Annotated in this window: 20 protein-coding genes; 4 read left to right on the forward strand and 16 right to left on the reverse strand. The window is 38.4% G+C overall.

Translation table 11 applies throughout. The annotated features are described in order from the left end of the window. Nucleotides 1-34 precede the first annotated feature (34 nt). Nucleotides 35-640: a dephospho-CoA kinase gene (coaE, locus tag BS34_RS0107920; protein ID WP_029407992.1), complete on the forward strand. Its 606-nt coding sequence runs from the start codon at nucleotides 35-37 to the stop codon at nucleotides 638-640. Here coaE and BS34_RS0107925 read toward each other — a convergent pair whose 3' ends face one another. Further along, complete coding sequence (locus BS34_RS0107925) at nucleotides 641-1,612, reverse strand: Nudix family hydrolase (RefSeq protein WP_233993170.1); 972 nt, start codon at nucleotides 1,610-1,612, stop codon at nucleotides 641-643. 368 nt (nucleotides 1,613-1,980) lie between these two features. Next, complete coding sequence (locus BS34_RS0107930; RefSeq protein ID WP_051640592.1) at nucleotides 1,981-3,135, reverse strand: IS4 family transposase; 1,155 nt, start codon at nucleotides 3,133-3,135, stop codon at nucleotides 1,981-1,983. 215 nt (nucleotides 3,136-3,350) lie between these two features. On the opposite strand from BS34_RS0107930, the gene hisC reads away from it, so the two are divergent. Beyond that, entirely contained in the window at nucleotides 3,351-4,424 is a 1,074-nt protein-coding gene (gene hisC, locus BS34_RS0107935; protein WP_029407994.1) for a histidinol-phosphate transaminase, read from the forward strand. 74 nt (nucleotides 4,425-4,498) lie between these two features. Here hisC and argJ read toward each other — a convergent pair whose 3' ends face one another. After that, nucleotides 4,499-5,710: a bifunctional glutamate N-acetyltransferase/amino-acid acetyltransferase ArgJ gene (gene argJ, locus BS34_RS0107940; RefSeq protein ID WP_029407995.1), complete on the reverse strand. Its 1,212-nt coding sequence runs from the start codon at nucleotides 5,708-5,710 to the stop codon at nucleotides 4,499-4,501. A 154-nt stretch (nucleotides 5,711-5,864) separates the two neighbouring features. Next, nucleotides 5,865-8,588, reverse strand: coding sequence for a preprotein translocase subunit SecA (gene secA / locus BS34_RS0107945; protein ID WP_029407996.1), 2,724 nt, complete (start codon nucleotides 8,586-8,588; stop codon nucleotides 5,865-5,867). Nucleotides 8,589-8,728: 140 nt separating this feature from the next. Here secA and BS34_RS0107950 point away from each other — a divergent pair, with 140 nt between their 5' ends. Then, a complete protein-coding gene (locus BS34_RS0107950) occupies nucleotides 8,729-9,205 on the forward strand; it encodes a DciA family protein (protein WP_158660992.1) in 477 nt (158 codons plus the stop codon). 237 nt (nucleotides 9,206-9,442) lie between these two features. Here BS34_RS0107950 and lpxC read toward each other — a convergent pair whose 3' ends face one another. From lpxC to BS34_RS0108010, 12 genes are all read right to left on the reverse strand, one after another. Continuing rightward, nucleotides 9,443-10,363 carry a UDP-3-O-acyl-N-acetylglucosamine deacetylase gene (gene lpxC, locus BS34_RS0107955; protein WP_029407998.1) on the reverse strand — a complete coding sequence of 307 codons (921 nt, stop codon included), beginning with the start codon at nucleotides 10,361-10,363 and terminating at the stop codon, nucleotides 9,443-9,445. 712 nt (nucleotides 10,364-11,075) lie between these two features. Then, the gene (ftsA, locus tag BS34_RS0107960; protein ID WP_029407999.1) at nucleotides 11,076-12,323 is read right to left on the reverse strand and encodes a cell division protein FtsA; all 1,248 of its coding nucleotides are present in this window, start codon (nucleotides 12,321-12,323) and stop codon (nucleotides 11,076-11,078) included. Nucleotides 12,324-12,354: 31 nt separating this feature from the next. Beyond that, nucleotides 12,355-13,059 (reverse strand): cell division protein FtsQ/DivIB, encoded by a 705-nt coding sequence (locus BS34_RS0107965; RefSeq protein ID WP_029408000.1) that lies wholly within the window; start codon nucleotides 13,057-13,059, stop codon nucleotides 12,355-12,357. A 114-nt stretch (nucleotides 13,060-13,173) separates the two neighbouring features. Continuing rightward, nucleotides 13,174-14,076 (reverse strand): D-alanine--D-alanine ligase, encoded by a 903-nt coding sequence (locus BS34_RS0107970; RefSeq protein WP_029408001.1) that lies wholly within the window; start codon nucleotides 14,074-14,076, stop codon nucleotides 13,174-13,176. Then, nucleotides 14,076-15,464 carry a UDP-N-acetylmuramate--L-alanine ligase gene (gene murC / locus BS34_RS0107975; protein WP_029408002.1) on the reverse strand — a complete coding sequence of 463 codons (1,389 nt, stop codon included), beginning with the start codon at nucleotides 15,462-15,464 and terminating at the stop codon, nucleotides 14,076-14,078. Before murC ends, BS34_RS0107970 begins: the two co-directional genes overlap by 1 nt. Before the next feature lie 301 nt (nucleotides 15,465-15,765). Continuing rightward, complete coding sequence (locus BS34_RS0107980; RefSeq protein ID WP_029408003.1) at nucleotides 15,766-16,119, reverse strand: hypothetical protein; 354 nt, start codon at nucleotides 16,117-16,119, stop codon at nucleotides 15,766-15,768. A 147-nt stretch (nucleotides 16,120-16,266) separates the two neighbouring features. Then, the gene (locus tag BS34_RS0107985) at nucleotides 16,267-17,496 is read right to left on the reverse strand and encodes an aminotransferase class V-fold PLP-dependent enzyme (RefSeq protein ID WP_029408004.1); all 1,230 of its coding nucleotides are present in this window, start codon (nucleotides 17,494-17,496) and stop codon (nucleotides 16,267-16,269) included. A 208-nt stretch (nucleotides 17,497-17,704) separates the two neighbouring features. Then, nucleotides 17,705-19,054 carry a Fe-S cluster assembly protein SufD gene (gene sufD, locus BS34_RS0107990; RefSeq protein ID WP_051640748.1) on the reverse strand — a complete coding sequence of 450 codons (1,350 nt, stop codon included), beginning with the start codon at nucleotides 19,052-19,054 and terminating at the stop codon, nucleotides 17,705-17,707. A gap of 18 nt (nucleotides 19,055-19,072) precedes the next feature. Then, nucleotides 19,073-19,837: a Fe-S cluster assembly ATPase SufC gene (gene sufC / locus BS34_RS0107995; RefSeq protein ID WP_029408006.1), complete on the reverse strand. Its 765-nt coding sequence runs from the start codon at nucleotides 19,835-19,837 to the stop codon at nucleotides 19,073-19,075. 82 nt (nucleotides 19,838-19,919) lie between these two features. Then, nucleotides 19,920-21,446, reverse strand: a complete 1,527-nt coding sequence (sufB, locus tag BS34_RS0108000; protein ID WP_084151595.1) for a Fe-S cluster assembly protein SufB — start codon at nucleotides 21,444-21,446, stop codon at nucleotides 19,920-19,922. A 109-nt stretch (nucleotides 21,447-21,555) separates the two neighbouring features. Further along, complete coding sequence (locus BS34_RS0108005; RefSeq protein WP_029408008.1) at nucleotides 21,556-22,368, reverse strand: ATP-binding protein; 813 nt, start codon at nucleotides 22,366-22,368, stop codon at nucleotides 21,556-21,558. Beyond that, a complete protein-coding gene (locus BS34_RS0108010) occupies nucleotides 22,361-23,494 on the reverse strand; it encodes a zinc ABC transporter substrate-binding protein (RefSeq protein ID WP_029408009.1) in 1,134 nt (377 codons plus the stop codon). The genes BS34_RS0108005 and BS34_RS0108010 overlap by 8 nt, the downstream gene beginning before the upstream one ends. 212 nt (nucleotides 23,495-23,706) lie before the next feature. Here BS34_RS0108010 and BS34_RS0108015 point away from each other — a divergent pair, with 212 nt between their 5' ends. Beyond that, the gene (locus BS34_RS0108015; protein ID WP_051640749.1) at nucleotides 23,707-24,582 is read left to right on the forward strand and encodes an ATP-binding cassette domain-containing protein; all 876 of its coding nucleotides are present in this window, start codon (nucleotides 23,707-23,709) and stop codon (nucleotides 24,580-24,582) included. Nucleotide 24,583: the final 1 nt, after the last annotated feature.

The raw sequence follows: 24,583 nt of genomic DNA on the forward strand, positions 1-24,583 counted from the left end.
TGCAAAGGTCTCCTTTAATTTAAAGTAAATAGTTATGACAAAAGTAATCGGTTTAACAGGGGGGATTGGTTCTGGGAAATCAACTGTATCTCAATACCTATTACAAAACAATATTCCCGTCATAGACACCGATATTATCGCCAGACAAATAGTAGAACCAAATTCTACTGGGCTAAACCAAGTTATTGACTTGTTTGGCGCAACCTTCTTAAACTCTGATGGCAGCCTAAATCGACCTTTATTACGCAATAAAATCTTCAACGACCCACAAGCTAAATCCGCATTAGAGTCGCTATTACACCCTTTAATTCAAGCAGAAACCCTTAAACAGATTCAATACTTTAAAAAACAGCAACAGCCATACATCTTTATCGCTATTCCTTTACTTGTTGAAGGGATTCTCAAAAAAGGCACCAGGCCTGGTTATATCGATGAGATTTGGGTGGTTGACTGTCCTGTTGAAAAACAACTGCAACAAGCTAGCCAAAGAGATAACAGTGACGTAAATCAGATTCAAAAAATCATCAATCAACAAGCCTCACGACAGCAAAGATTAGTACATGCAGATAAGGTCATATCAAATACGAGTTCTATCCAAGAACTGTTAGAACAAACACAAAGCTTAATTCAAAAAATTTAATTATTCAGCAGGCCATAATCCACTAATTGCAGCAATGCCTTGCGCACCATGCTGTATAGCAATATCCACATCACTGAGTTTCATTCCCCCTAATGCATAAACGGGAATAGGAATTGATTTCACTTTTCTGGCGAATTCATCCCATCCCATTCCAGGCACACCAGGGTGAGAAGAAGTTTCTTTAACGGGAGATAACAATATAAAATCGGCCTTAATTTTTAAGGCTTGTTGAATATCCTCATCGGTATGCGTTGAAACACCTAATAACTTATCTTCATTAATTGGGCGTTCATTAAACTGATAAATCATATTTGAAGCTAATTGAATGCCATCGGCATCTGGCAACTCATTAAGCAAATCAACTGAACCATTTAATAAAATTATCGCTCTGCTATTATCTCTTATCTTGTCTTTGCTATGAACCTGCTCAATCACAGGTAAGGCAATATCAGAAAAGACTTTAGAATTTAAATTTTTGGCACGAAGCTGACAAAACTTTATACCAGAATCAATCGCTTGCTTGAATTTATCTAGCGCCTCTTCCTTGCTTTGAAAGCTTCCACTAATCATGTACTTATTAGCAAGCTCTAGCGCGGTTAAAATCCCTTTATTGGCTTCTGGAAAATGCAAACCCGCCAGTTCATCCATTGCAAACCATTTAACTTGCTGACCTTCATTACCAATAGGTTCACCTAATAAACTTTCAGTAATATAAACGCATAAACGTACGGCCACTTTTTCATATTTCCAAGGTATTTCAATCAACGGTGTCCAGTTATCGGTGTGAATCGCAAGTTCTTCTAAAAACTCCCTTTTAAGCGCTTCAATAGAGGATTCTCCACTCTCTATCTTTCCTCCAGGAAACTCCCAATGATTCGCATGGCTTTGATGCTTTTGTCTTAAAGACAAGCAGACATAATTCCCTTTTTTTAATACCCCAACAGCAATATCAATATAGTTCAGATTTGGCACAATACTTCCTATCTCTTCATTTTTATTTTAAAGCGCTATTGATAATTTCAGGCTCTATGTATTTTATGATTGATTAAACAAACCTTTTAAAAGCGAAGACACAAAAGCACGAAGATTTCTAATATCTAATACCAACTTAAATTTAACGAATAATCAAACTAAACGTAACGCGGATTCAAGTAATAAATTAATCGCTTTTATTTATTTTTTATCTTCGTGCCTCTCTGTCTTTGTGGTTAATTTTTACAATACTGGATAATCAATCACAAAATAAGGATACGCAAATTTCAAAGCCAGGGTCAAAATTGAATTAAAGCGAATCACCAGGCCTGGCACTAGTGTCCGGAATAATATTTCAGTACCACAATTCATATACCAGCCTCCCATAGCGGAAGTTGGTATTTCTTAAACTCTTCCCGTTGTTGTTTTCGCCTAAAGTATTCACTCTGCTGAATAGGTCTTTCAAACAACCCATGAGCAAGCCGCCAAAACGTTACTCTCAACGGTTCTGCTGACTTATTTTTCATCTGTTCAAGCTTAATCAATAGATACACAATAAGGGCTGATAGCACTTGGATACGAACAGCATTACTGTTTTGGCCAATGAAGCTTTTGATTTTGAGGTGTTGTTTAATCCATTTAAAAAATAATTCAATTTGCCAGCGTTGCTTGTATAGATGGGCAATCTCTTGAGCTGAACGCTCGAAGTCATTGGTAATCAATACCAATTCACCTTTATTATCGTCACGTTTGACAACAACACGGCGCATCTGGAATTGACCAAGACGTTTTTTCTGGCTTGAACCACTAAACTCAATGCATTGGTCTTCAAGAATATGAGGGGCTTTTTCATCGAGTTCGTAGGATTGTATGACGGTAATTGCCGCTCTTTTTTTCAAACGACAGACCAGCTTGATTTTTTGGTCATTGAGCTTTTTCCACCAGAGGTAGTCTAAGTACCCTTTATCCATCACATAGGTTGAACCTGGTTCTAAATTCCACTCTCGTGCTTGAGTAATATCAGGAATATTGGCCTGTGTGATTTCAAAACAAACAGGGACTTGGTTGGATAGTTCTAGTTGCATATGCAGCTTAAAGCCTGTGACTCGAGAACCTTGTACTGCCCAGTCAAAACCTTTACCGAGCAGTTGAATTGGAGAAGAGTCTATTAGATAGGTAAAAGCGTGGAGTTCTTTTCGTAATTGTCGATTCACACCAGCCATGAGTTGTTGGCAAAGTGCTTGGTAGACATCAGCAGAGCGTTTACGGTTTGCTTCAGATAATGTGCTGCGTTTCAGCTCTTTTACGCCTAAGTGGTAGTGGTGAGAGGATTGGGCGTTAAACCCTTCAACCAACTGGCGTAATGATTTAGTGCCACTAAGTTGTGCGTACATCATCGCGACTAATTGATTCCAGCTACTAAACCCTTTGGCGTGTTTATCGGTTTGATATTGATGAACAAGTGATTGAAAAGTGGTACGAATGGGTTTTAAAAATTGGGCAAATCGGGTAGAGTTAAACATAGCCGTAATCTCATTGTTTTTGAAGTCTATTTCGTGGTGGAAATACTTCTATCCTAGGAGTTACGGCTTTTTTGTCAAGGCTTTTAATATTTATTCCGGACACTAGTGCCAGGCCTGGTGATTTAAGGTAAAATATTAAATTCTAATAATTGAGACCTATGCACAATATAGTATAGTCTCAAATTTATATAACTTTACCAAGTCGAGTCTGCAGCATGAGCCAATTTTGGAGTTCTTTAGTACACACCCTAACCCCTTATGTACCGGGTGAACAACCTAAAGTAAGTAACTTAATTAAACTTAATACCAATGAGAACCCATACCCTCCATCAGATAAGGTTCTAGAGGCTATTCACAATGCGACTAATGATAAATTAAAACTTTATCCTGATCCTAATGCTGATGTCCTAAAACAACGTATTGCAGATTATCATGATTTAAATTCAAATCAAATCTTTGTAGGAAATGGTTCTGATGAAGTCCTCGCGCATGCGTTTCAAGCACTTCTTAAACAAGATAAACCGCTGCTATTTCCTGATATCACCTATAGCTTTTACCCTGTTTATTGTGGTCTATATGGTATTGATTATCAAACCATTCCCCTTAATGCAGACTTTGCAATAGACATAAATGATTACTCTCAGGATTGTGGAGCCATAATCTTTCCTAACCCTAATGCGCCAACCGGAAAGTTGCTAGGCTTGGATAATATTGAGACTTTATTACAAAATCATTCCAAAAAAGTGGTCTTGATTGACGAGGCTTATATTGATTTTGGAGGAAAGAGTGCGATCAGCTTAGTTAACCAATACCCTAATTTACTGGTGACACAAACCTTATCAAAATCTCGTTCTTTAGCCGGTTTACGTGTAGGTTTTGCAGTAGGACACCCTAATTTAATTGAGGGATTAGAGCGTGTTAAAAACAGCTTTAACTCCTACCCACTTGATCAACTCGCTATCAGTGGTTCAGTGGCTTCATTTGATGACGAAGAAGCATTTCAAAGTGCATGTCAGTCGGTCATCAACACCAGAGAAACATTAGTGACTAAGTTGACTGAACTTGGTTTTAACACCATACCCTCAGCAGCCAACTTTGTATTTACTAGCCATCCAAAATTAGAGGCTAAATGGATAGCTGAAGAGCTTAGAGAAAAATCCATTATTGTGCGCTACTTTAATAAGCCACGCATTGACCAATACCTAAGAATTACCATTGGAAATGACTTTGAAAATCAAGCGTTGTGTGATGCTTTAGAAGAAATTATTAACCACAAATCACAACAATAAATAATAAAAGCTCTTGATGCGTTTAATGAAATAACAACCGCATCAAGAGCTTTTTAATTTTTTTTAGAACAAGCTTAAGAACGATACTCTGCGTTAATCTTGACATAGTCATAAGAAAAGTCAGTCGTCCAAACCGTTTCAGCATAATCACCGCGATTTAGCTGTATCAAAATATCTATATCGGTTTCATTCATAACCGCCTGCCCGGCTTCTTCTGTGTAGTCTGAAGCTCTTCCACCATTTTCTACAATACAGACATCGCCTAAATAAATTTTAATTTTATCGACATCTAATGCACTAATTTCAGAACGGCCAACAGCGGCTAAAATACGTCCCCAATTTGGGTCTGAAGCAAACAGTGCGGTTTTAACTAGTGGGGATAGTGCTACTGTATGCGCAACCTTTAAACACTCTTGCTGAGAATTTCCACCTTCAACAATCACGCTAACAAATTTAGTTGCGCCTTCCCCATCACGCACAATCATTTGCGCCAGTTCAGTCATCACACTATTAATTTCTTCAGCAAATTGTTGATAAGCTTCTGAATCAACAGAATTAATTTCAGGCATATCTGCTTGCTGTGTTGCAGTTAAAGTGCAGGCATCATTAGTAGAGGTATCACCATCAACGGTAATTCTGTTAAAAGAGATATTCACTGCATCCGTCAAACATTTCTGTAAACATGGCTGATTAATTTTGGCATCTGTGGCAACAAAACCTAGCATAGTTGCCATATTAGGATGAATCATTCCTGAGCCTTTAGACATCCCCGTAATCGTGACAGAATGGCCATCAATTTCAATAATTTTACTCACTGTTTTTGGCACCAAATCGGTTGTCATAATACCTAAACAAGCGTCTTTCCAAGATGTGACAGCAAGATTAGCAATCGCTTGAGGAATACCTAATTGAAATTTTTCCATTGGTAAATTTTCACCAATGACTCCCGTGGAAAATGGTAAAACCTGGTTGCTATTACAACCTAATTCGTTTGCTACCCAATCACAAGACTGCTTAGCATCAATCATACCTTGCTCACCCGTACCGGCATTAGCATTACCGGCATTAATAATCAACGCACGTGGTTGAACCTCTGCTAAATTGAATTTAGCTAGAGTAACAGGAGCAGCACAAAAAGCATTTTGCGTAAAAGTGGCTGCCGTTATCGCCTCTTTACAAAGCTCAGCAACCACCAAATCAGTTTTGCCATTTTTTTTAATTTGCGCCGAACACGCTCCTAAATAAAAACCGGCTACGGGATGTAAAACAAGGTGATCTAAATTCATGATTATGCCTATCCTTATGCTCGATAAGATTACTGAGACCTTTTAATCATACATTTGTAAAAAGGTCTGTATTATTTAAAACGCAAAAGCCCACCTTTCGGTGGGCTCATTGCAATTCAAACGTTTACTTTATGGTTATTAAGAATACTGCTAATTAACTTAATTTTCCACAACATTGTTTATATTTTTTACCTGAACCACAAGGACAAGGATCATTACGCCCTACTTTTGGAGTTTCACGTCTAAAAGTACTATCCTCTTCTTCTGGAGCTTCTTGTTGTTCTAAGTTTGCATCCACCCCATCTGCTGATGGATGATTGGCTTCAAGGTTATGAGGACGTTCATTTTCAGTTTGCTCATCAAACTCAGCTACATCTTCTGAACCTTCAATCTGTACTAGTGAAAGAACTTTAACCGTTTCAAAAGTCACTTCCTGTAAAAAGTTTTGGAACATTTCTGAAGATTCACGTCGGTACTCTTGAAAAGGATCTTTTTGAGCGTAACCTCGTAAGTGAATACCTCGACGAAGATAATCCATCTCAGACAAATGCTCACGCCATTGTCTATCAATCGTTCTCAGTAAAACTTCTTTTTCAAAGTGTTGACGAGTGGTCGGGTCAACGACACTCATTTTCTCTTGATAAATGGCGCTTAATTCAGCAATCACTTTTTCTACAAGTTTTTCTTCGTAAAGAGAGCTATCTTCTTTTAACCAGTCTTCAATAGCCAATTCAGCACCCAATTCTTCATGAAGTGCTTTAACCAGGCCTGGTATATCCCACTGTTCTTCTAAAGAACCTTTTGGAATATACATACCAACCAATTGTTCTACTACTTGCTCACGTAAACTATCAATCACTTCAGCAACATCGTCACCTTCCATTAATTCATTACGCTGCTGATAGACAACTTTACGCTGCTGGTTAGAAATATCATCAAACTTAAGAAGGTTTGCACGTTCGTCTTGGTGCATACGCTCAACTTGTTTCTGTGCACGTTCGATTGATTTAGTCACCATATTATGCTCAATCGCTTCATTTGATGTCATGCCGAGACGTTTCATCATCGATTTTACTTTTTCTGATGCAAAACGACGCATTAAATCATCATCTAAAGAGAGATAAAAACGGGTTGTTCCTACATCACCTTGACGACCTGAACGGCCACGCAATTGGTTATCAATACGTCTTGACTCATGGCGCTCAGAACCAATAACTTTTAAACCACCATAACCTAACACGGCTTCATGTCGTGCTTTCCACGCTTCGGTTAATTCTTTAATTTTTTCATCTGTTGGATTGCTTAGCTCAGCAATTTCCATCTCTAAATTACCACCCAACACAATATCCGTTCCACGACCGGCCATATTGGTTGCAATCGTTACCGCACCCGGCAATCCCGCATTAGCAATAATAGAGGCTTCTCTTTCATGTTGCTTAGCATTTAAAACATTATGCGGTATTTTTGCTTCTGTTAAAAAACGCGATAGCAGTTCAGACATTTCAATCGAAGCCGTACCGACTAACACTGGCTGTTTAGCTTTATGTGTTTCACGAATGTCTTCTACAATCGCATTAAATTTACCTTGCATATCCAAATAAACTAAATCGGGTAAATCAACACGCTCGGGTACTTTATTTGGTGGAATAACAACCACTTCTAATTTGTAAGTTGATAAAAATTCACCCGCTTCAGTATCCGCTGTACCTGTCATACCGGAAAGTTTGTGATATTGACGGAAATAGTTCTGGAATGTAATCGAGGCAAACGTTTGACTCTCTTGTTGAATTTCAACATTTTCTTTAGCTTCTACCGCCTGATGTAAACCTTCACTCCAGCGACGCCCTTCCATCTTACGACCAGTAAATTCATCGATAATAACAACTTGACCATCTTCAACAATGTAATCACGATCTTTTTCAAAAAGTAAATTTGCTCTTAAGGCGGCATTTACATGAATCATAAGGCCAATATGCGCGGCATCGTAAAGACTATCACCATCTTCTAACAACCCGACTTCTGCCATCATTGATTCAACTTTAGCATGACCATCATCGGTCAGATAAATCTGTTTAGCTTTCTCATCAATTGTAAAATCACCACTTGATGTTTTGGTTTCTTTATCCTCTTCTCCTTGCTCTAGGTGAGCAACAAGCGGATTAATTTTTTTATACAATTCTGATTTATCTTCTGCTGGACCAGAGATAATTAACGGTGTTCTTGCTTCATCAATTAAGATGGAGTCAACTTCATCAATAACGGCATAGTTTTGCGGACGCATAACTCTTTCCGCTGAATAAATTGCCATGTTGTCACGCAAGTAGTCAAAGCCAAATTCATTGTTGGTACCATAGGTAATATCCTTAGCATAAGCTTCTTGCTTCTCTTGCTGAGTTTGACCACTTAAAATAACCCCCGTAGACAAACCTAAAAACTCAAATAACTGCCCCATCCATTCAGAGTCACGCTTTGCAAGGTAATCATTTACTGTAATAACATGAACACCGTTACCTGGTAACGCATTTAAATATGCAGCAAGCGTTGCCACTAATGTTTTACCTTCACCCGTACGCATTTCCGCAATACGACCATCGTTTAAGGCCATTCCACCAATCATCTGAACATCATAGTGACGCATACCAAAGACACGTTTACCGGCCTCACGGACAACCGCAAAGGCTTCTGGCAAAATATCATCTAGCGTTTTACCGTCAGCTAATGCTTGTTTAAACGCCACCGTTTTATTCTGAATTTCTTCGTCTGATAAAGCTTCAAAATCCGCCTCAAATGTGTTAATTGTTTCAACGACTTTGCGGTACTGCTTTAATATGCGTTGGTTACGACTACCAAAGATTTTTGTAAAGATATTAATGGCCATTTACGTGTATATTCCAGTTAAAAAATAGTGCTTTTTTAGGTGATAATTACCACCATTTAAGCGAATTCTATATGGGGTTTGAGAGCATTTTACAAATGAACCCAAGCATTATAGCTTTTGACTCAACTTATTGCGGTAAAATGAGCAAATATTCTAACATAAAACCCATTACTCGCAGTATGAAACCTCTATTAAATCAAGCACACGGTGCGTTAAAAAGTTTGCTTGAAGATGCACAACTATTTCAAGCACTGCTCGAAGTTGGACAAGACAGTTTACCTTCTGAACTTCAACCCCATTTAGTGGGTGTAAGTTTTGAAAAAAACTGCCTTTTATTGCAACTAGACGAAGCGATTTGGGCAACCCAGCTAAGATTTTACGAACCCAATCTTTTAGGCATTTATCAGGAACACTTTCCTCACTTAGAGCTTCAACGTGTAAAAGTGAATATTCTGCCAAAAACACCAGACCCCATTAAAGTAAAAAAAATAGTAGAACCTCCAAGCCAGGAAGCTGCTCAAGAAATGCTTGCTCTCAGTCAAAACGTAAAATCTGAAGGGCTTAGTAAAGCACTTGCATCCCTTAGTTTACGAGCAAAAAAAAACGCCTCTGAATAGAGGCGTTTTTTAGTGGTTATAAATATTCGATTTTATATTGAGACCTTTGCACGAGAGTATGTACGAGTAAAATGGTTAAAACTCACCTTATTTTTGTTGTAAAACTTGCGAATAGCTAGCTATTCCCTGCATTTTCCGCCGCAATAAGGTAAATTTTTCCTCATTTTTCTTTCGCACCTATCTCGTGCAAAGGTCTCATATTGAATTTTAAAAAAACTTTGCACTAAATAGCAATATCTATGCAACCACTTTACTACTACCATATTGCACTGGTGGCTTATCGTCAGCATAGTCAGTCAGTTCATAAGCATCGGGTTGAGCCATTAGAGCTCGTAACAGCTGATTATTAAGAGCATGACCTGACTTATGAGCAGTAAACTCACCCACAATTGGATGACCCAACATATACAAGTCTCCAACCGCATCTAAAATTTTATGACGAACAAATTCATCTTTGTCGCGTAAACCTTCAATATTCATGACACCACTATCATCAAGACCAATGGCATTTTTTAAACTCGCGCCTAATCCCAGGTTCTTAGCACGCAAGGATTCCATGTCTTTCATAAAACCAAAAGTACGAGCGCGACTGACTTCTTTAAAGTATGAGGTTGAAGAAAACTCTAACGTCATTTTTTCAGCTGTTTGCTGAAATGCAGGGTGTTCAAAATCAATTGAAAAATTTAAACGGTAACCATTATAAGGCTTAAACTCTGCCCAACCGCCCTTCTCATTTTCTACACGCACTGGCTTTAATATTTTTACAAACTGTTTGGGTACATTTTGAATAGCAACACCCGCAGACTGCAATAAGAAAATAAAATGCGAAGAACTTCCATCCATAATAGGAACTTCATCAGAAGTAATATCTATGTAAACATTATCAATCCCCACTCCTGCAAGTGCTGACATTAAATGCTCAATGGTGGCAATCTTAACAGGCTTAGTATTCGCCTCATTCACAATAGTTGTACAAAGTGTCGTTTCACCAACTATTTCAGGAGAAACTCTAAACTCTGCTTCAGGTGAACAATCAACTCGTCTGAACACAATCCCAGTATTGACAGGGGCTGGTCTCAATGTCATTACAGATTCATGACCCGTATGCAGACCAATTCCTTTAGCTTTAATTTTGTTTGCAAGTGTTCTTTGATTCAAGGGAAACTCATTTTCTAATTAGGGTGATAAACAAGGTAGCGTTTCGCTATGGCTATAATAAATGCAGTACAACATAAATTTACTGATAATTCGAAGCATTTTACCATAATATGCCCCGCAAACTTTAGACCTAAATTTACTTAGTTCACTTAAAATGTAAAAGCTTAGATTTAATCAGACTACATCGATTGAGAAGCCTTTTAAAATATTAGCCTTTGCCTTAAATTTTATCACTCAGGCTTCCCGTTACTTTTTGCAATTTGGCAAAAAAGTAACCAAAAAACAAACCCCACTCCATAAATGGGCAAGTTCTAAGCTTGTGAACTGAAAACGCTGAACTCGCTGCGCTCAAACGAAGAACTCGGCTGTAGAGACGAGAAACAGCAGCGTTTTTTTACCGTTCACTACACTAAGAACTTTGCACCATTTATTACAAGGGGAGTTAAGGCGTTTACCCAAGCTACAATATTGAGCTTCACAAAATTAAAAAAATAACTCAAATCTAATAGTGAATTTTTATCAAGCTAGGTTAATCATTAACTGATGTTTTGTCAGATTAAGTTTAATTTTTTTCACTTAAAAAGACCTTTGCAAGAGTCGATGAATGGTTAAACAGGCCTTAATTCCCTATCTTAAGCTTAAAAAATTTTTGCCTTTTTTCTTACATTCCAGTCTCGTGTTTACGCCCTTGGGTGCAAAGGTCAAAGGTCTCTTAAAAGCTTTTACTAAACCAGGTTTTCATACGTTCAAAAACAGATCCTGCATCAGAAAAACTTGAACGCTCTGGTGCATCAGGGATGGCTCCACCCATATGGTCACGAGCATGCATTAATAAACCAACAGTGGTTGCGTAGGAAGGGCTATTCACTTCATCTGTTAACCCTTTTACTCCTTGCGGATAACCTAAACGAACCGGCATATGAAAGACTTCTTCAGCCAATTCAACCGCACCTTCTACTAATGAACTTCCACCAGTCAATACAATTCCTGCAGCCAAGACATCTTCAAAACCTGCGCTGCGTAACTCTGCTTGAATCAATTGAAAAAGCTCTTCATAACGAGGCTCAATCACTTCAACTAGCGTTCGGCGAGAAAGGCAACGTGCAGGACGATCTCCCACACTGGCCACTTCAATCTCTTCATCTTTATCGATAAGCTGTGGTAAGGCACAAGCATACTTACGTTTGATTTCCTCTGCCGCTTGAGTTGGCGTTCTTAAAGCAACAGCAATGTCATTAGTCACTTGGTCTCCTGCCACTGAAATCACAGCAGTATGACGAATTGCGCCATTGTGAAATACCGCAATATCCGTGGTTCCACCACCAATATCAACTAAACAAACCCCTAACTCTTTTTCATCTTCTGAAAGAACAGAGTCACTAGAGGCTAATTGTTCCAAGATAATATCAGCAACACCTAAGTTGCAACGTTCGACACATTTTGTAATATTTTGTGCTGCACTAACCGAACCCGTCACCATGTGCACTTTAGCTTCTAAACGAACACCAGACATACCAATTGGCTCACGAATGCCGCCTTGATTATCAATAATGTATTCTTGTGAAAGTATATGTAAAACACGTTGGTCGCCTGGAATAGCAATGGTTTGAGCCGCTTCCATCACTCGTTCAATATCATCAGGCTGAACATCTTGATTGCGAATAGCCACCATACCATTTGAGTTAAAGCTTTTAATGTGACTCCCCGCAATCCCGACAAACACCGATTGAGCTTCAAAACCCGACATTCTTTCTGCTTCATCAATAGCTCGTTGAATGGACTCTACGGTAGAATCGATATTGACCACGACACCTTTTTTTAGTCCTCTAGAGGGGTGAGTCCCCATCCCTACCACTTCAATTTCACCATCGGCTTTAATTTTTCCGATAATCGCAGCGATTTTAGAAGTTCCAATATCAAGACCTACTACGGTATTTGAGGTGTGCTGTTTACGCGCCATCTTGTGCTTTACCTTTTCTCTTTTCACACTATTAAGAATTTTTTTTAGCTATTATAAACCCGTTACTATAGCGTAAATCATAAACTCGTGCTGACTTTCTCGTCTCAACTTCTAGCTTAGGATAAGCCTGAATAAAACGGTGTAACTTTTGTTGGTATGCCAATTCATCAACAACGATTGTCGGTCCATCTAAGATTTTGACTGACCAAACATTGTCATCACTAAGTTTCAGTTGGGAAACCACTAACTTAAGCGGGTTTAATTGATTTTGAATATCAATTAAATTCTTTAGAACAACTTTAGATTTAGATAATCTGCCATCTAAACGGACTAAGTTTTCAAACCCGCTAATTGATAATGGAAAAAATACATTCCCCGAACGGTTAATTAATCCCGCTTCACCCCAACGAGCAACGGGAACCTGTTCTTTAATCGAGAGATAAAGCAAGTTAGGCCACTCTCTTTTAACCTCGGCAGAATCTACCCAATCCAAACTTGTTAAATCTGCTTGAATGCGATTAAGAGGAATATCCCAAAATGACTTACCTAAATAGGGTTTTACCGTTTTATAAATTTCTGTTGGGGTAACTTGGTTTACAGGCGTGATTAAATCATAGGCTTCGATAGGCTGATACAATGGCGAGTTTTTTTGAGTTGAAGACCAAACTAACAACGCCAATAAAGCAATCGCTAGAATTAACACTCCTAATTGAATACCGCGTTTAAGATTAAACAAGCAGACACCCTCTTTTATACATCAGCAAAATTCAGCATTTTTTTGTAAAATCATGCGCATAATATCTCTTGAATTCGCATATTAAGTGCTTTGCCCTGGTGGAATACAAAACTCTTAAAGAGACGTTTTTAAAATTTCTAAAACCAGCTGCTCAAAACTAATCCCTTTGGCTTTTGCCGCCATTGGAACTAAACTATGGTCAGTCATACCCGGAACAGAATTCAATTCAATTAACCAGGCCTGGTTATCTTCGTCTAACATTAGGTCAACTCTCCCCCAGCCCTTGGCCCCAAGCACGTTAAAAGCATTTAAAACCAGCTCTTGTAAATCTTGTTCTGTTTCAGAGTCTAAATCACACGGACAGATGTATTGAGTATCATTAGATTTATATTTTGCATCAAAATCATAAAAATCATGGGTTGTCTTGAGTTCAATTAATGGCAAAGTCTTTTGGTTTAATACCGCACAAGTATATTCACGTCCCGTCACCCACTGTTCAACTAAAATCTCACTATCGAACTGCTGAGCATATTCAACCGCTTCTACCAGGCCTGGTTTATCATAAACTTTTCGCATTCCAATACTTGAACCTTCATGGCAAGGTTTAACAATGACTGGAAAAGGTAAATCAAATTCAGCGATATCAAGCGGCATTAATTCCGAGACCCAAATAAATCCTGGTGTTGGCAAACCCGCCCCCATCCACATCCATTTAGCTCTGAGTTTATCCATAGCTACGGCAGAAGCCGCCATACCACTTCCTGTATAAGGTAAATCTAAGTCATCTAAAATGGCCTGGACAACCCCATCTTCTCCCCAACGACCATGCAAGGCAATAAAGGCGCGATCATACTCTTTGGCAATACGTTGCAAATCATCAAGAGAAGTGACATCTTCAGAAACCGCATTAATTCCTTGATCAATAAAAGCCTGAGTCACCGCTTGACCACTTCTTAAAGAGACTTCTCTTTCTGCAGCCTTGCCGCCCATTAAAACCGCAACCTTACCAAAATCCATTAAACCAACGCTCCTTGCTCTTGCCAAGCTTTAGAAACTTGACCGACATCCCCTGCTCCCATAACCAACAATACGTCGTTGTCTTGCAGGACATCACCCGCAAGCGTATTCAATTGCTCTAAACTATCGGCATAAAAGCCATTTCCACCGCGAATCCTGAGTGCTTGTAGTAAAGCTTTAGAGTCAAACATTGGTAAATGTGCCTCGCCAGCCGCATAAACATCTAACAAAATCACTAAGTCTGGGCCAAGCAAAGCTTGTACAAAATCATCAAATAAATCACGTGTACGAGTATAACGGTGTGGTTGAAAAACCAACACCAAACGCCGTTCTGGAAAAGCTGCTTTTGCGGTGGCTATTGTGGCTTCTAATTCAGTAGGATGATGGCCATAGTCATCGACTAAGGTGACATTATGAGAGGCAATTGTGCGCTGTGGATAAACCTCAAAACGACGACCAACTCCACCAAACTCGGCTAACCCTTGTTGTATCGCGTCAATTGAAACATCTAATTTTAATCCGATAGCAATCGCCGCTAATGCATTCAGTACATTATGTTTACCTGGCAAGTTCAAGGTAACATCAAAACTCACTTCTCGACCAATCAAAACCTGAAATTCCATCTGCAAGCCTTTTGCTTGAACATTAATCGCTCTAACATCTGCTATTTCAGAAAAGCCATAGGTCAAAATTTTACGAGATAATTTAGGCAGAATTTTCTGAATATTTTCATCATCAATACACATAATAGCGATACCGTAAAAAGGTAAACGATGAATAAATTCAATAAAGGTATTTTCTAATATTTGATAATCACCCTGGTAGGTTTCCATGTGATCTTCATCAATATTAGTGACCACAGACATCATCGGAGATAGGTGTAAAAAAGAAGCATCGGACTCATCCGCTTCCGCCACCAAATATTTACTAGAACCAAGACGAGCATTGGAACCCACTTGGTTTAACTTACCACCAATAACAAATGTGGGATCAATGCCACCTTGTGTTAAAACCGCCGCGGCTAAACTGGTTGTTGTGGTTTTTCCGTGTGTCCCTGCTATGGCAATACCAAAACGCATACGCATTAACTCAGCCAGCATTTCTGCTCGTGGAATCACCGGAACTCGAGCACCTCTTGCCCAATCTACTTCCGGATTTCCTGGTCCAATTGCGGTAGACACAACAACTACATCGGTATTTTTAACATGGTCAGCGTCGTGGCCAAGTTGAATCAAAGCACCTAAAGATTCTAAACGTGCCACAGTGGGATTATGTTTTAAGTCTGAACCTGAAACTACGTAACCAAGGTTTAAACAAACCTCAGCAATACCAGCCATTCCAACCCCACCGATTCCTACAAAATGAATCTGTTTAACTTGCTCTTTCATTCTACTAACTTTCTATATATTGAGAGACCTTTGCAAGCGTCGATGAATGCATAAAAAAGGCGGTAATTCTCTAACTTCAGTCTAAAGAATTCTTGCACTTTTTTCTTACATCCTAGACTCGTATAAAGGTCTCATTGAATTTTAATAATCCGCATATCATACAATGAATCACAATCTAACTAAAAATATAACTAGAAAAATAAATAGAAATTTTACATACCACTTTAACCCTAAATCTAAACAAAATAAAAGTTACCAGGCCTGGTCACTTCTAGCTTTATTTAAAGTTTAGACTCAAAATCTACTGCAAAATCATTTTAGAATCGTCATTGTCTGCTAATGCGTTATCTTCCAGATTAGGCGCTTCAACAGGTTCTGGGATTACCCAAAAATATTGACCTAATATGGCAGCCAGTTCACTTGGCTTTTGATATGGATTCGTTATTTCAATGGAACCTTGAGAAACCAACATAATAGAACCTTTCTCCATAGCTTCATCAAGCTTTTGCTTAATAAGCTCAACATTTTCACCTTGAAGAAGTGACTCTGTAGGATTCCACCATAGCAGCATATTTTTATAGTCAGATTCACAATGAGGCAAAGGAATGAGCTCTAAGCGAATCCATTGTAGTGGTGATTTAGTTTCTTCAGTCATGGAACTAATATGCCACAAAAAACTAAATAAAAAACAGAATTTAAAGGAAATAAAAAAACATTTATTAAGCTACCAGGCCTGGTAGCTTGAATTGAATATCGACTCTTAGCGTTTAAATAATAGAGACCTTTGCACGTAAACAAGACATTACAAAAGCATCTCTTTTGCTTCATTAATTGAAGCCACTAAGCGGTCTATATCATCTAAATTATTATAAACACCAAATGAAGCTCTAATCGTTGCTGGAACATCAAAATGTTGCATAACCGGCATAGCGCAGTGATGACTGGCTCTAACCGCAATACCATCTTGATCCATTAAAGTAGCCATGTCATGCGGATGAACGCCCTCAATAATAAAAGAGACAACCCCTCCTTTTACATCGGCTTCACCAATAATACGCAAACCATCAATTTTTGATAGCTGTTCGGTAGCGTATTTGAGAAGTTGGGCTTCATGCTGTGCAATATGATTAAGACCGACATCATTTAAAAAATCGATAGCAGCAGCCAAACCAATTGCACCAGAAATATGAGGGGTACCCGCTTCAAATTTGTAGGGTAAAACATTGTATTCAGTTTTATCAAAACTTACTGAATAAATCATATCACCGCCACCTTGATAAGGAGGCATTATCTCTAAAAGCGACTCTTTAGCGTATAGCACGCCAATACCCGTAGGGCCATACATTTTGTGTCCTGATAAGGCATAAAAATCACAATCTAAATCTTGTACATCAACAGGCATATGCGGCGTAGCTTGCGCACCATCAATCATAATTTTAGCGCCAACTGAATGCGCAATTTCAACCATTTCTTTAACCGGATTAATCGTACCCAATGCATTTGACATATGAGTCACTGAAATCATTTTGGTTTTTTCAGAAACCATACTTTTCAAGGCATTTAAACAGACTTCACCTTTTTGATTCATACGCAAAACATTTAAACGAATACCTAATTTATCTCTTAACAGCTGCCAAGGGACAATATTAGAGTGATGTTCCATCTCGGTCACAATCACCTCATCGCCTTCTTTAAGGTTTTCCGCTACCCAACTATGAGCAACTAGGTTAATCGCTTCGGTTGTACCGCGAACAAAAACAATTTCTTTAGTACTTTTTGCATTTAAAAAACAACGGACTTTTTCACGCGCACCTTCATACTTTTCAGTTGCTCGTTCACTTAAACCGTATACACCACGGTGGACATTGGCATTTTCTTCACGATAGTACTTTTCTAACGCATCAATAACGCTTTGCGGTTTTTGAGATGTGGCGCCATTGTCTAAATAAACAAGAGGGTGACCATTTTCACAGACATTTAAAATGGGGAATTGTGCTCGAATTTGAGCAAAATCAATACTATTTTCTGACATATTTAATCCGTAAAGCCTATAACCAAAAAGTTAATCTGATCTTTGAGAGAATCGAGAATTTAAGAAAATAGTGAAAGAATTCTTTAAATTGAGTCTAAAAAACACATCATAGCTAGCGACTCTAAAACCTCTAGCTACTGGATGTTTTTTAGACTAAAGATAGAGAATTATCGCCTTTTTTAATCATTCTTCGACTCTTGCAAAGGTCTCACTCTCTTACTTTTTTTTGAACACTCGCTAAACCAGCAGATAATCGAGCCGTTACCCACTGACGGATAGCAGCATTATTAATGACCTCGACAGGTTCTAGTAGAAACGCATGGGTAATCATTTTAATCGCATCTGCTCTACGAATTCCGCGAGCTTGTAAATAGAAAATTTGATTCTTATCTATCTGCCCAGAAGCAGAACCGTGTGAACATTTAACATCATCTGCATAAATTTCCAATTGAGGCTTGGTATCCATCTTAGCGGTATCGGATAACAATAAATTTTTGTTATCCATTTGCCCATCGGTCTTTTGTGCTTTTTGGTCAACACGAATCATTCCGTTAAACACCCCAACCGCATGATCTGTTAATACATATTTATGTAACTGCTGGCTGTTCCCCCAAACATCGTTATGTTGGGTATCGGTTCTAGAGTCAACGGTTTGTTTATCTTTTGCTAAACACGCACTATTTTGTTGGCTTTCAATATGTTCACCATTCATAAAAATATGATTTTGATGACGAGAAAGCTGACTTCCCATAGAACCATAAAAGCTCATACATGAACTACTATCATCTTGATAAATATACTGGTTATTAAAATAAAAAGCGTTATCGTCCTGCTCTTGCATAACAACCTGTTTAAAGCGTGTATGTTTGGCTAGATTTACTTCTGTAACAACATTCGTGCAAGCCATTGAGTCATTATCTTGTGTAGAGGTTTCTAACGTGACGTAGCGCTCAATTAAGGTTAATTCAGCATTATCAGCCAACTCAATACGGTTACGAAGATTACTCATATGTTGACCTTCAGTTTGAATATTTAACACAAACAAAGGCAACTCTAAATGAGCGTTGGCAGACAATTGTAAATAAAAACCATCCGCTAAAAGTAAACTATTTAAAACTCCAAACGGTTCTTTTGTTATTTCAGATTCACTCGAAAATAAAGCACTCGTATCACCAGCAATATCAAAAGTATCTTGTAACGATTCAAAACTCACCCCTTTGGGTAAGGCGGCTAAGTCATCAGACAAACTTTCATTAAACCAACCGTCCACAAACACAACTTTAGTCACTGCAAAATCTGGCATAAATTTGTGCAGTTGCTCGCTGGTAATTTTGCTAGCGGGCTTAACTTCAAAATGCTTTTGAACAAAATTTGTTAAACGCGTGTACTGCCAATTTTCATCACGTTGAGTAGGGAAACCTTGCTGCTTTAACAGCGCTTGAGCCTGTTCTCGGATTTGCTTTAATGATTCGTTGTCACAAGCTTGATTCAACCTTTCAGACTCAGCAATATAATGTGCTACCGCTTTTTGGGCTACGGGAGAGATTTTTCTTTGCATTAGAATTCCGATTTAGTCTTATTGGTTCTTATTTTCGAATTGCTGAATGATCTCATCATAGCCATTCTCTTCAAGTTCATGAACCAATTCAAAACCACCTGATTTAACAATTTGACCGTTATATAAAACATGAACGTGGTCAGGTTTAATATAATCTAATAAACGTTGATAGTGCGTTACCACAATAAAGCTACGCTCAGCTGAACGCAGTGCATTCACCCCATTAGCGACCACTCGTAATGCATCAATATCTAAACCTGAATCGGTTTCATCAAGAATACAAAGCTTAGGCTCTAACAATGCCATCTGAAAAATATCATTACGCTTTTTCTCACCACCTGAGAAACCTACATTAACCGAACGTTCCAGTAAATCTGCACGCATATCTAACAGTTCAATTTTAGCTTTTGCAAATTCATCAAAATCAAACATATCTAAAGCAGGCAAACCACGCTCTTCACGCACCGCATTTAAAGCCGTTTGCATAAATAACTTGTTACTTACGCCAGGAATCTCAACCGGATATTGAAACGCTAAAAATAGTCCTTTGCGCGCACGATCTTCTGCGTCTAGCTCTAACAAATCTTCGCCATCAAATGTGACATGACCTTCGGTGACTTCATAATCATCACGGCCAGACAATACATTTGCTAAGGTACTTTTACCCGCCCCGTTTGGCCCCATAATGGCGTGTACTTCACCCGGTTTAACCTCTATGTTAAGCCCTTTAAGAATTTGCTTTTCATCAATTTCAGCTTGTAGGTTTTCTACTTTTAATAACATGGTTTTATACTTTTATTTAATTTAATCTGGGTTTGATATATTCTAGGATTATCTATGATTTGTTAGCCTTTTACTCTAAAGCCTAACCCACAGAACCTTCTAAACTAATCGCTAATAACTCTTCCGCTTCTTGCGCAAACTCTAGAGGCAATTCACTAAAAACCTCTTTACAAAAGCCATTTACAATCATAGAAATTGCATCTTGTTCGCTAATCCCGCGCTGTTTACAATAAAACAGCTGGTCTTCACCAATGCGAGAGGTCGTCGCTTCATGTTCAATTTGTGCCGTTGGGTTTTCTACTTCAATGTAAGGGAAAGTATGGGCTCCACACTGGTCACCAATTAGCATAGAATCACACTGTGTAAAGTTTCTTGCCCCTTCCGCACTCGGTAAAATTTTGACTTGACCACGGTAAGTATTGTCACTTTTTCCGGCAGATAATCCTTTTGATATAATCGTACTACGAGTGTTTTTACCAATATGAATCATTTTGGTTCCGGTATCCGCTTGCTGTCTGCGATTCGTTAAAGCAACCGAGTAGAACTCCCCTATCGCATTATCACCCTTTAAAATACAACTTGGGTACTTCCAAGTGATTGCAGAACCCGTTTCTGCCTGTGTCCAAGATAGTTTTGAGTTTTTACCCTCACAGAGCCCACGCTTAGTCACAAAGTTTAAAATCCCGCCCGTGCAGTCGTCATCACCTGGATACCAGTTTTGTACCGTTGAATATTTTACTTCTGCATCTTCATGCACAATCACCTCAACTACCGCGGCATGCAACTGATAAGTATCTCGAACCGGAGCCGAACACCCTTCTAAATAACTGACATAACTGCCTTTATCCGCAATCAAAATCGTTCTTTCAAACTGACCCGTTTTAGCTTCGTTAATACGGAAATAGGTAGATAAATCAATTGGGCAATGAACACCTTCTGGAATATAAACAAACGTCCCGTCTGAAGCCACGGCCGAGTTAAGTGCCGCAAAATAGTTATCATGATACGGAACCACCGTACCAATATATTTTTGAACCATTTCCGGATAATCTTGAACAGCTTCAGAGAATGAACAAAAGATAATCCCCAGTTCAGCTAAATCTTCACGTTTTGTGGTTGAGACAGAAATGGAATCAAAAATAGCATCTACCGCAACATTGGCATCATCCCCGGCAATAGGCACACCTAACTCTGCAAATGCCTTTGCCACTTCTGGATCAATTTCATTTTCAATACTGTCTTCCGTACCGCCTTCAGTACTGCACTGACCAGCGCAAGAGCCACATTCTGGAGCTGAATAATAACTATAGTCTTGATAATCTAATGGCGTATATTCTGCTTTAGCCCAATGCGGTTCTTTTAGCGTTTTCCAGTGTGCAAACGCTTTTAATCTAAAGTCTAACATCCACTCTGGCTCGTTCTTTTTAGCAGAAATAGCACGTACAACTTCTTCATTAATACCTTTGTCAAAGGTCTCAACAGAGGTTGTCGTGACAAAGCCCTCTTTATAATGCTGATTCTTAGAAAGTAAGTCATCAATCTCTTGATATTGCCCACTTTCTTGTATGCCTTGAGGTTGTAGTTCGGTTATTATTGCTGGATTAGCCATGGTTTTTAACACTCAATTTTAATTTCTGACTATTTTAGTAGGTTATTAATAAAATGTCTATGAGTTTTCATTAAAGAATCTTAATATGCTTAGCCATGTTTAGGTATGTTTAGCTCTTTGAGGCATCAACAAGTTGCTTTAACCAGGCCTGGTCAAGTTTGATACCACTAATTTCAATCTTTCCAATATCACCACTCAGAATACTCTCATCGGCGGCGAAGGTATCCCAGCGGTATGGTGTCCCTTCAATTTCGACTAAATTGGCATACTCTAGGGTTTTTACCACCGCTTTAACCCGCGTAATTTGCATACCTAAATTTTGACGAGAAGAATCTAAGCCCATTAATAAATGTTCCAAAACAATACGTTCAACTTGAAAACAAAAGGTTTCTAACTCTAGTGATTGAGTCGACTGCGATTCATTTTGTGAATCTTTTGCTTTAGATGAAGCGGCAACAAAACCCTTAAAACTTACTGGCAAACTTTGATTTAAAAATCGAACAACCGGTTTTTTAACATCGAGTTCAGCATGATTTGTCAGCCATTGATTCCACCAGGCCTGGTCATCTAAAGATGCTGATTCCGTAAAGGTAAACACAATACCATCTGCAACCATTAACATTTTCTTTAAACTTTCTTCAAGCCATTCAGAATTATTCTTTGGAAGAGGATTACGCACGTCTATCAGCAACCAAAAGGTTTGATTACATTGCTTTTGAGGTAAATTTAAAAAATCGTTCCACTCAAAACAACCAGGCCTGGTAGTTTTTTCACTGTATTGTGCTTTGCTAAGATCTATATTCGCCATGGTTTGATTTAAATTTATACAATCAAACTGCTTATGCAAATTACTTGCAACTCGTGATTTACCCGAACCAGGTAAACCTAGCAAAACAATATTTTGAGTATTAAGACTATTCATTATTTTGGGTTAAGCAATCACTAAACTCACGACTGAGTTGAATCATGAACTGGTCATAATTCATAAAATTTTGGTGGTTCTTTTGCTGAAATTCAGTACTGACTATTCCCATAGGATCTAAACTACCTACGTTAATCGTCAACCCTCGTGTCACTGCCAAAACCCGCTTTTCTGGAAACTGTGGCTCTTTAAAAACACATTTAACTGCGCCCTTTTTAATTCTAGCGCGTATATCAGCAACCCGCTTTAAACTCGGAAAAATTGACGGGTTAAGCTGAATAGAACCAACGCCTTTTAGACCATACTCTTTTTCAAAATATTGGTAAGCATCATGCAACACCAGGTAAGGTTCATTTTTTACCAATTTTAATTGCTGTTTAATAGTATTGTGAGTCTGCTGTAGTTTATTTAACCAGGCCTGGGAAGCGTGTTTAATCTGTTCTGTTTGATTCGGTTTTAACTGCTGAAGTTGCTGTGAAACTGCCTTAACTAATAATAAACTGTTTTTGTAGGACATCCATAAATGCCCATCCATACTTGTCGCATTTTCTTCAATTGCGTGATGATTATGTTGCTGTGCATGTTCCTGTTCGTGTTCTTCATGTTCATGTTGATCATGTTCAGCCTCTTCTGAAGCCTCATGATGGTGATGATGAACTTCCCATAAACCTCCACTTCTAACGGGATAAGTTTCAATGCCAGCAATTTTTGCTAAATCCACATTAGTTTTCTCTAAATTGGTCACCGTTTTCTGCATCCAGCTATCTACCGGCGAACCCACCCAAACAATTAAATCACTCGTTTGCAGACGCCTTAAATCAGAGGGTTTAAGCTGATAACCATGTGGACTAGCACCCGGTTTTAAAATAACAGAGAGATGATCATTTTCATCTAATAAGGGCGCTATAATTCCTGCCAAGGGTGGAATAGAGACCGTAATATTTATGGCATAAACGGATACGCTTACAAATGGTAGCGTTAATAATAAAAGAAGTGACGCGGCTTGTTTTGCAGTTTGCTTTTTCATAGCCTGACTAAGCTTTTTTAACCCTGTAAAGACATCTAGTATCATCTCAGTAAATTCTTTTCGTACTTTATAGATTAAACTCGATAAAATATTCAACATAATTTTATTCCTTGCCTTCCAGCAGATTGATAGTTTTGCACGAGTATGGCGCGAAAGAAAAATGCGGTAAAAGCTGTCTGATTTCATTGAAAAACTTACTAATTGCTAGTTTTTCAATGAAAGAAGGTCTTTTTTAGCCTCTTTTATTCGTATAAACGCCTCTTGCAAAGCTATCAGATTATTTACTCAGTAATTTAAAGGCGTTAACCCGCGTGCATTTTTCTAATTTTAGACAGCCTCTTATCAAGGCTGAAAACGTTTCACATAAATATGAAACCAATACAGTTTTACAAAATATTTCACTTCAAATCTTTGCAAAAGAAATTGTGACTCTCATTGGACCAAATGGAGCCGGTAAATCAACCTTACTAAAAATTTTACTGGGTTTAACGACGCCCTCTCAAGGAACCGTTTCTCGTCAAAAAAACCTTAAAATAGGTTTTATGCCTCAAAAAATTCATATTGATCCAACCCTACCCATGACGGTAGAACGTTTTTTGCAATTAGGCTTACCAAACAAACATCAAACCCTTTTTTCCAAGTTTAAACTTGGCAGTTTTAAGGCTGCATATGGTAACACAATCATTGAAAAAACCACTCAAGAACTCGATATTGTTAACCTGTTAAAGCAGCCCATACAAAAAGTTTCAGGTGGAGAAATGCAACGCATTCTATTAGCCAGAGCCTTAATTAGAGAACCCGATCTACTGGTATTAGACGAACCCGTTCAAGGCGTTGACTTGCAAGGACAAACGGAAATATATGACTACATTAATAAAATAAGAAATGAACATGAATGCGGCATATTAATGGTTAGCCACGACCTACACATTGTTATGAAACACACCGATGAAGTCTTATGCTTAAATAGACATATGTGTTGTACAGGACACCCTCAAACGGTTAGCAAAAACTCTGAATTTCAAGCTTTGTTTGGAGACCTTTCTGAAAGCTTAGCCGTTTACGAACATCATCATAATGAGAGTTGCCAACTGACACATGGTGAAGCTTCTCACGGCTTATCGGCTCAAAATAAACACCATGAACATCAAATAAACACGACCTCTAAACCAAAAGGAGGCAAATAAT

The organism is Thiomicrorhabdus sp. Milos-T2 (genome assembly GCF_000702325.1).
Classification (GTDB): Bacteria; Pseudomonadota; Gammaproteobacteria; order Thiomicrospirales; family Thiomicrospiraceae; genus Thiomicrorhabdus.

Excerpts from the sequence above, each read along its gene's own strand:
- coaE (WP_029407992.1), top strand. The coding sequence starts at position 35 with ATGACAAAAGTAATCGGTTTAACAGGGGGGATTGGTTCTGGGAAATCA.
- BS34_RS0107930 (WP_051640592.1), bottom strand. The coding sequence starts at position 3,135 with ATGTTTAACTCTACCCGATTTGCCCAATTTTTAAAACCCATTCGTACC.
- hisC (WP_029407994.1), top strand. The coding sequence starts at position 3,351 with ATGAGCCAATTTTGGAGTTCTTTAGTACACACCCTAACCCCTTATGTA.
- argJ (WP_029407995.1), bottom strand. The coding sequence starts at position 5,710 with ATGAATTTAGATCACCTTGTTTTACATCCCGTAGCCGGTTTTTATTTA.
- secA (WP_029407996.1), bottom strand. The coding sequence starts at position 8,588 with ATGGCCATTAATATCTTTACAAAAATCTTTGGTAGTCGTAACCAACGC.
- BS34_RS0107950 (WP_158660992.1), top strand. The coding sequence starts at position 8,729 with ATGAGCAAATATTCTAACATAAAACCCATTACTCGCAGTATGAAACCT.
- ftsA (WP_029407999.1), bottom strand. The coding sequence starts at position 12,323 with ATGGCGCGTAAACAGCACACCTCAAATACCGTAGTAGGTCTTGATATT.
- BS34_RS0107970 (WP_029408001.1), bottom strand. The coding sequence starts at position 14,076 with ATGGATTTTGGTAAGGTTGCGGTTTTAATGGGCGGCAAGGCTGCAGAA.
- murC (WP_029408002.1), bottom strand. The coding sequence starts at position 15,464 with ATGAAAGAGCAAGTTAAACAGATTCATTTTGTAGGAATCGGTGGGGTT.
- BS34_RS0107980 (WP_029408003.1), bottom strand. The coding sequence starts at position 16,119 with ATGACTGAAGAAACTAAATCACCACTACAATGGATTCGCTTAGAGCTC.
- BS34_RS0107985 (WP_029408004.1), bottom strand. The coding sequence starts at position 17,496 with ATGTCAGAAAATAGTATTGATTTTGCTCAAATTCGAGCACAATTCCCC.
- sufD (WP_051640748.1), bottom strand. The coding sequence starts at position 19,054 with ATGCAAAGAAAAATCTCTCCCGTAGCCCAAAAAGCGGTAGCACATTAT.
- sufC (WP_029408006.1), bottom strand. The coding sequence starts at position 19,837 with ATGTTATTAAAAGTAGAAAACCTACAAGCTGAAATTGATGAAAAGCAA.
- sufB (WP_084151595.1), bottom strand. The coding sequence starts at position 21,446 with ATGGCTAATCCAGCAATAATAACCGAACTACAACCTCAAGGCATACAA.
- BS34_RS0108005 (WP_029408008.1), bottom strand. The coding sequence starts at position 22,368 with ATGAATAGTCTTAATACTCAAAATATTGTTTTGCTAGGTTTACCTGGT.
- BS34_RS0108010 (WP_029408009.1), bottom strand. The coding sequence starts at position 23,494 with ATGTTGAATATTTTATCGAGTTTAATCTATAAAGTACGAAAAGAATTT.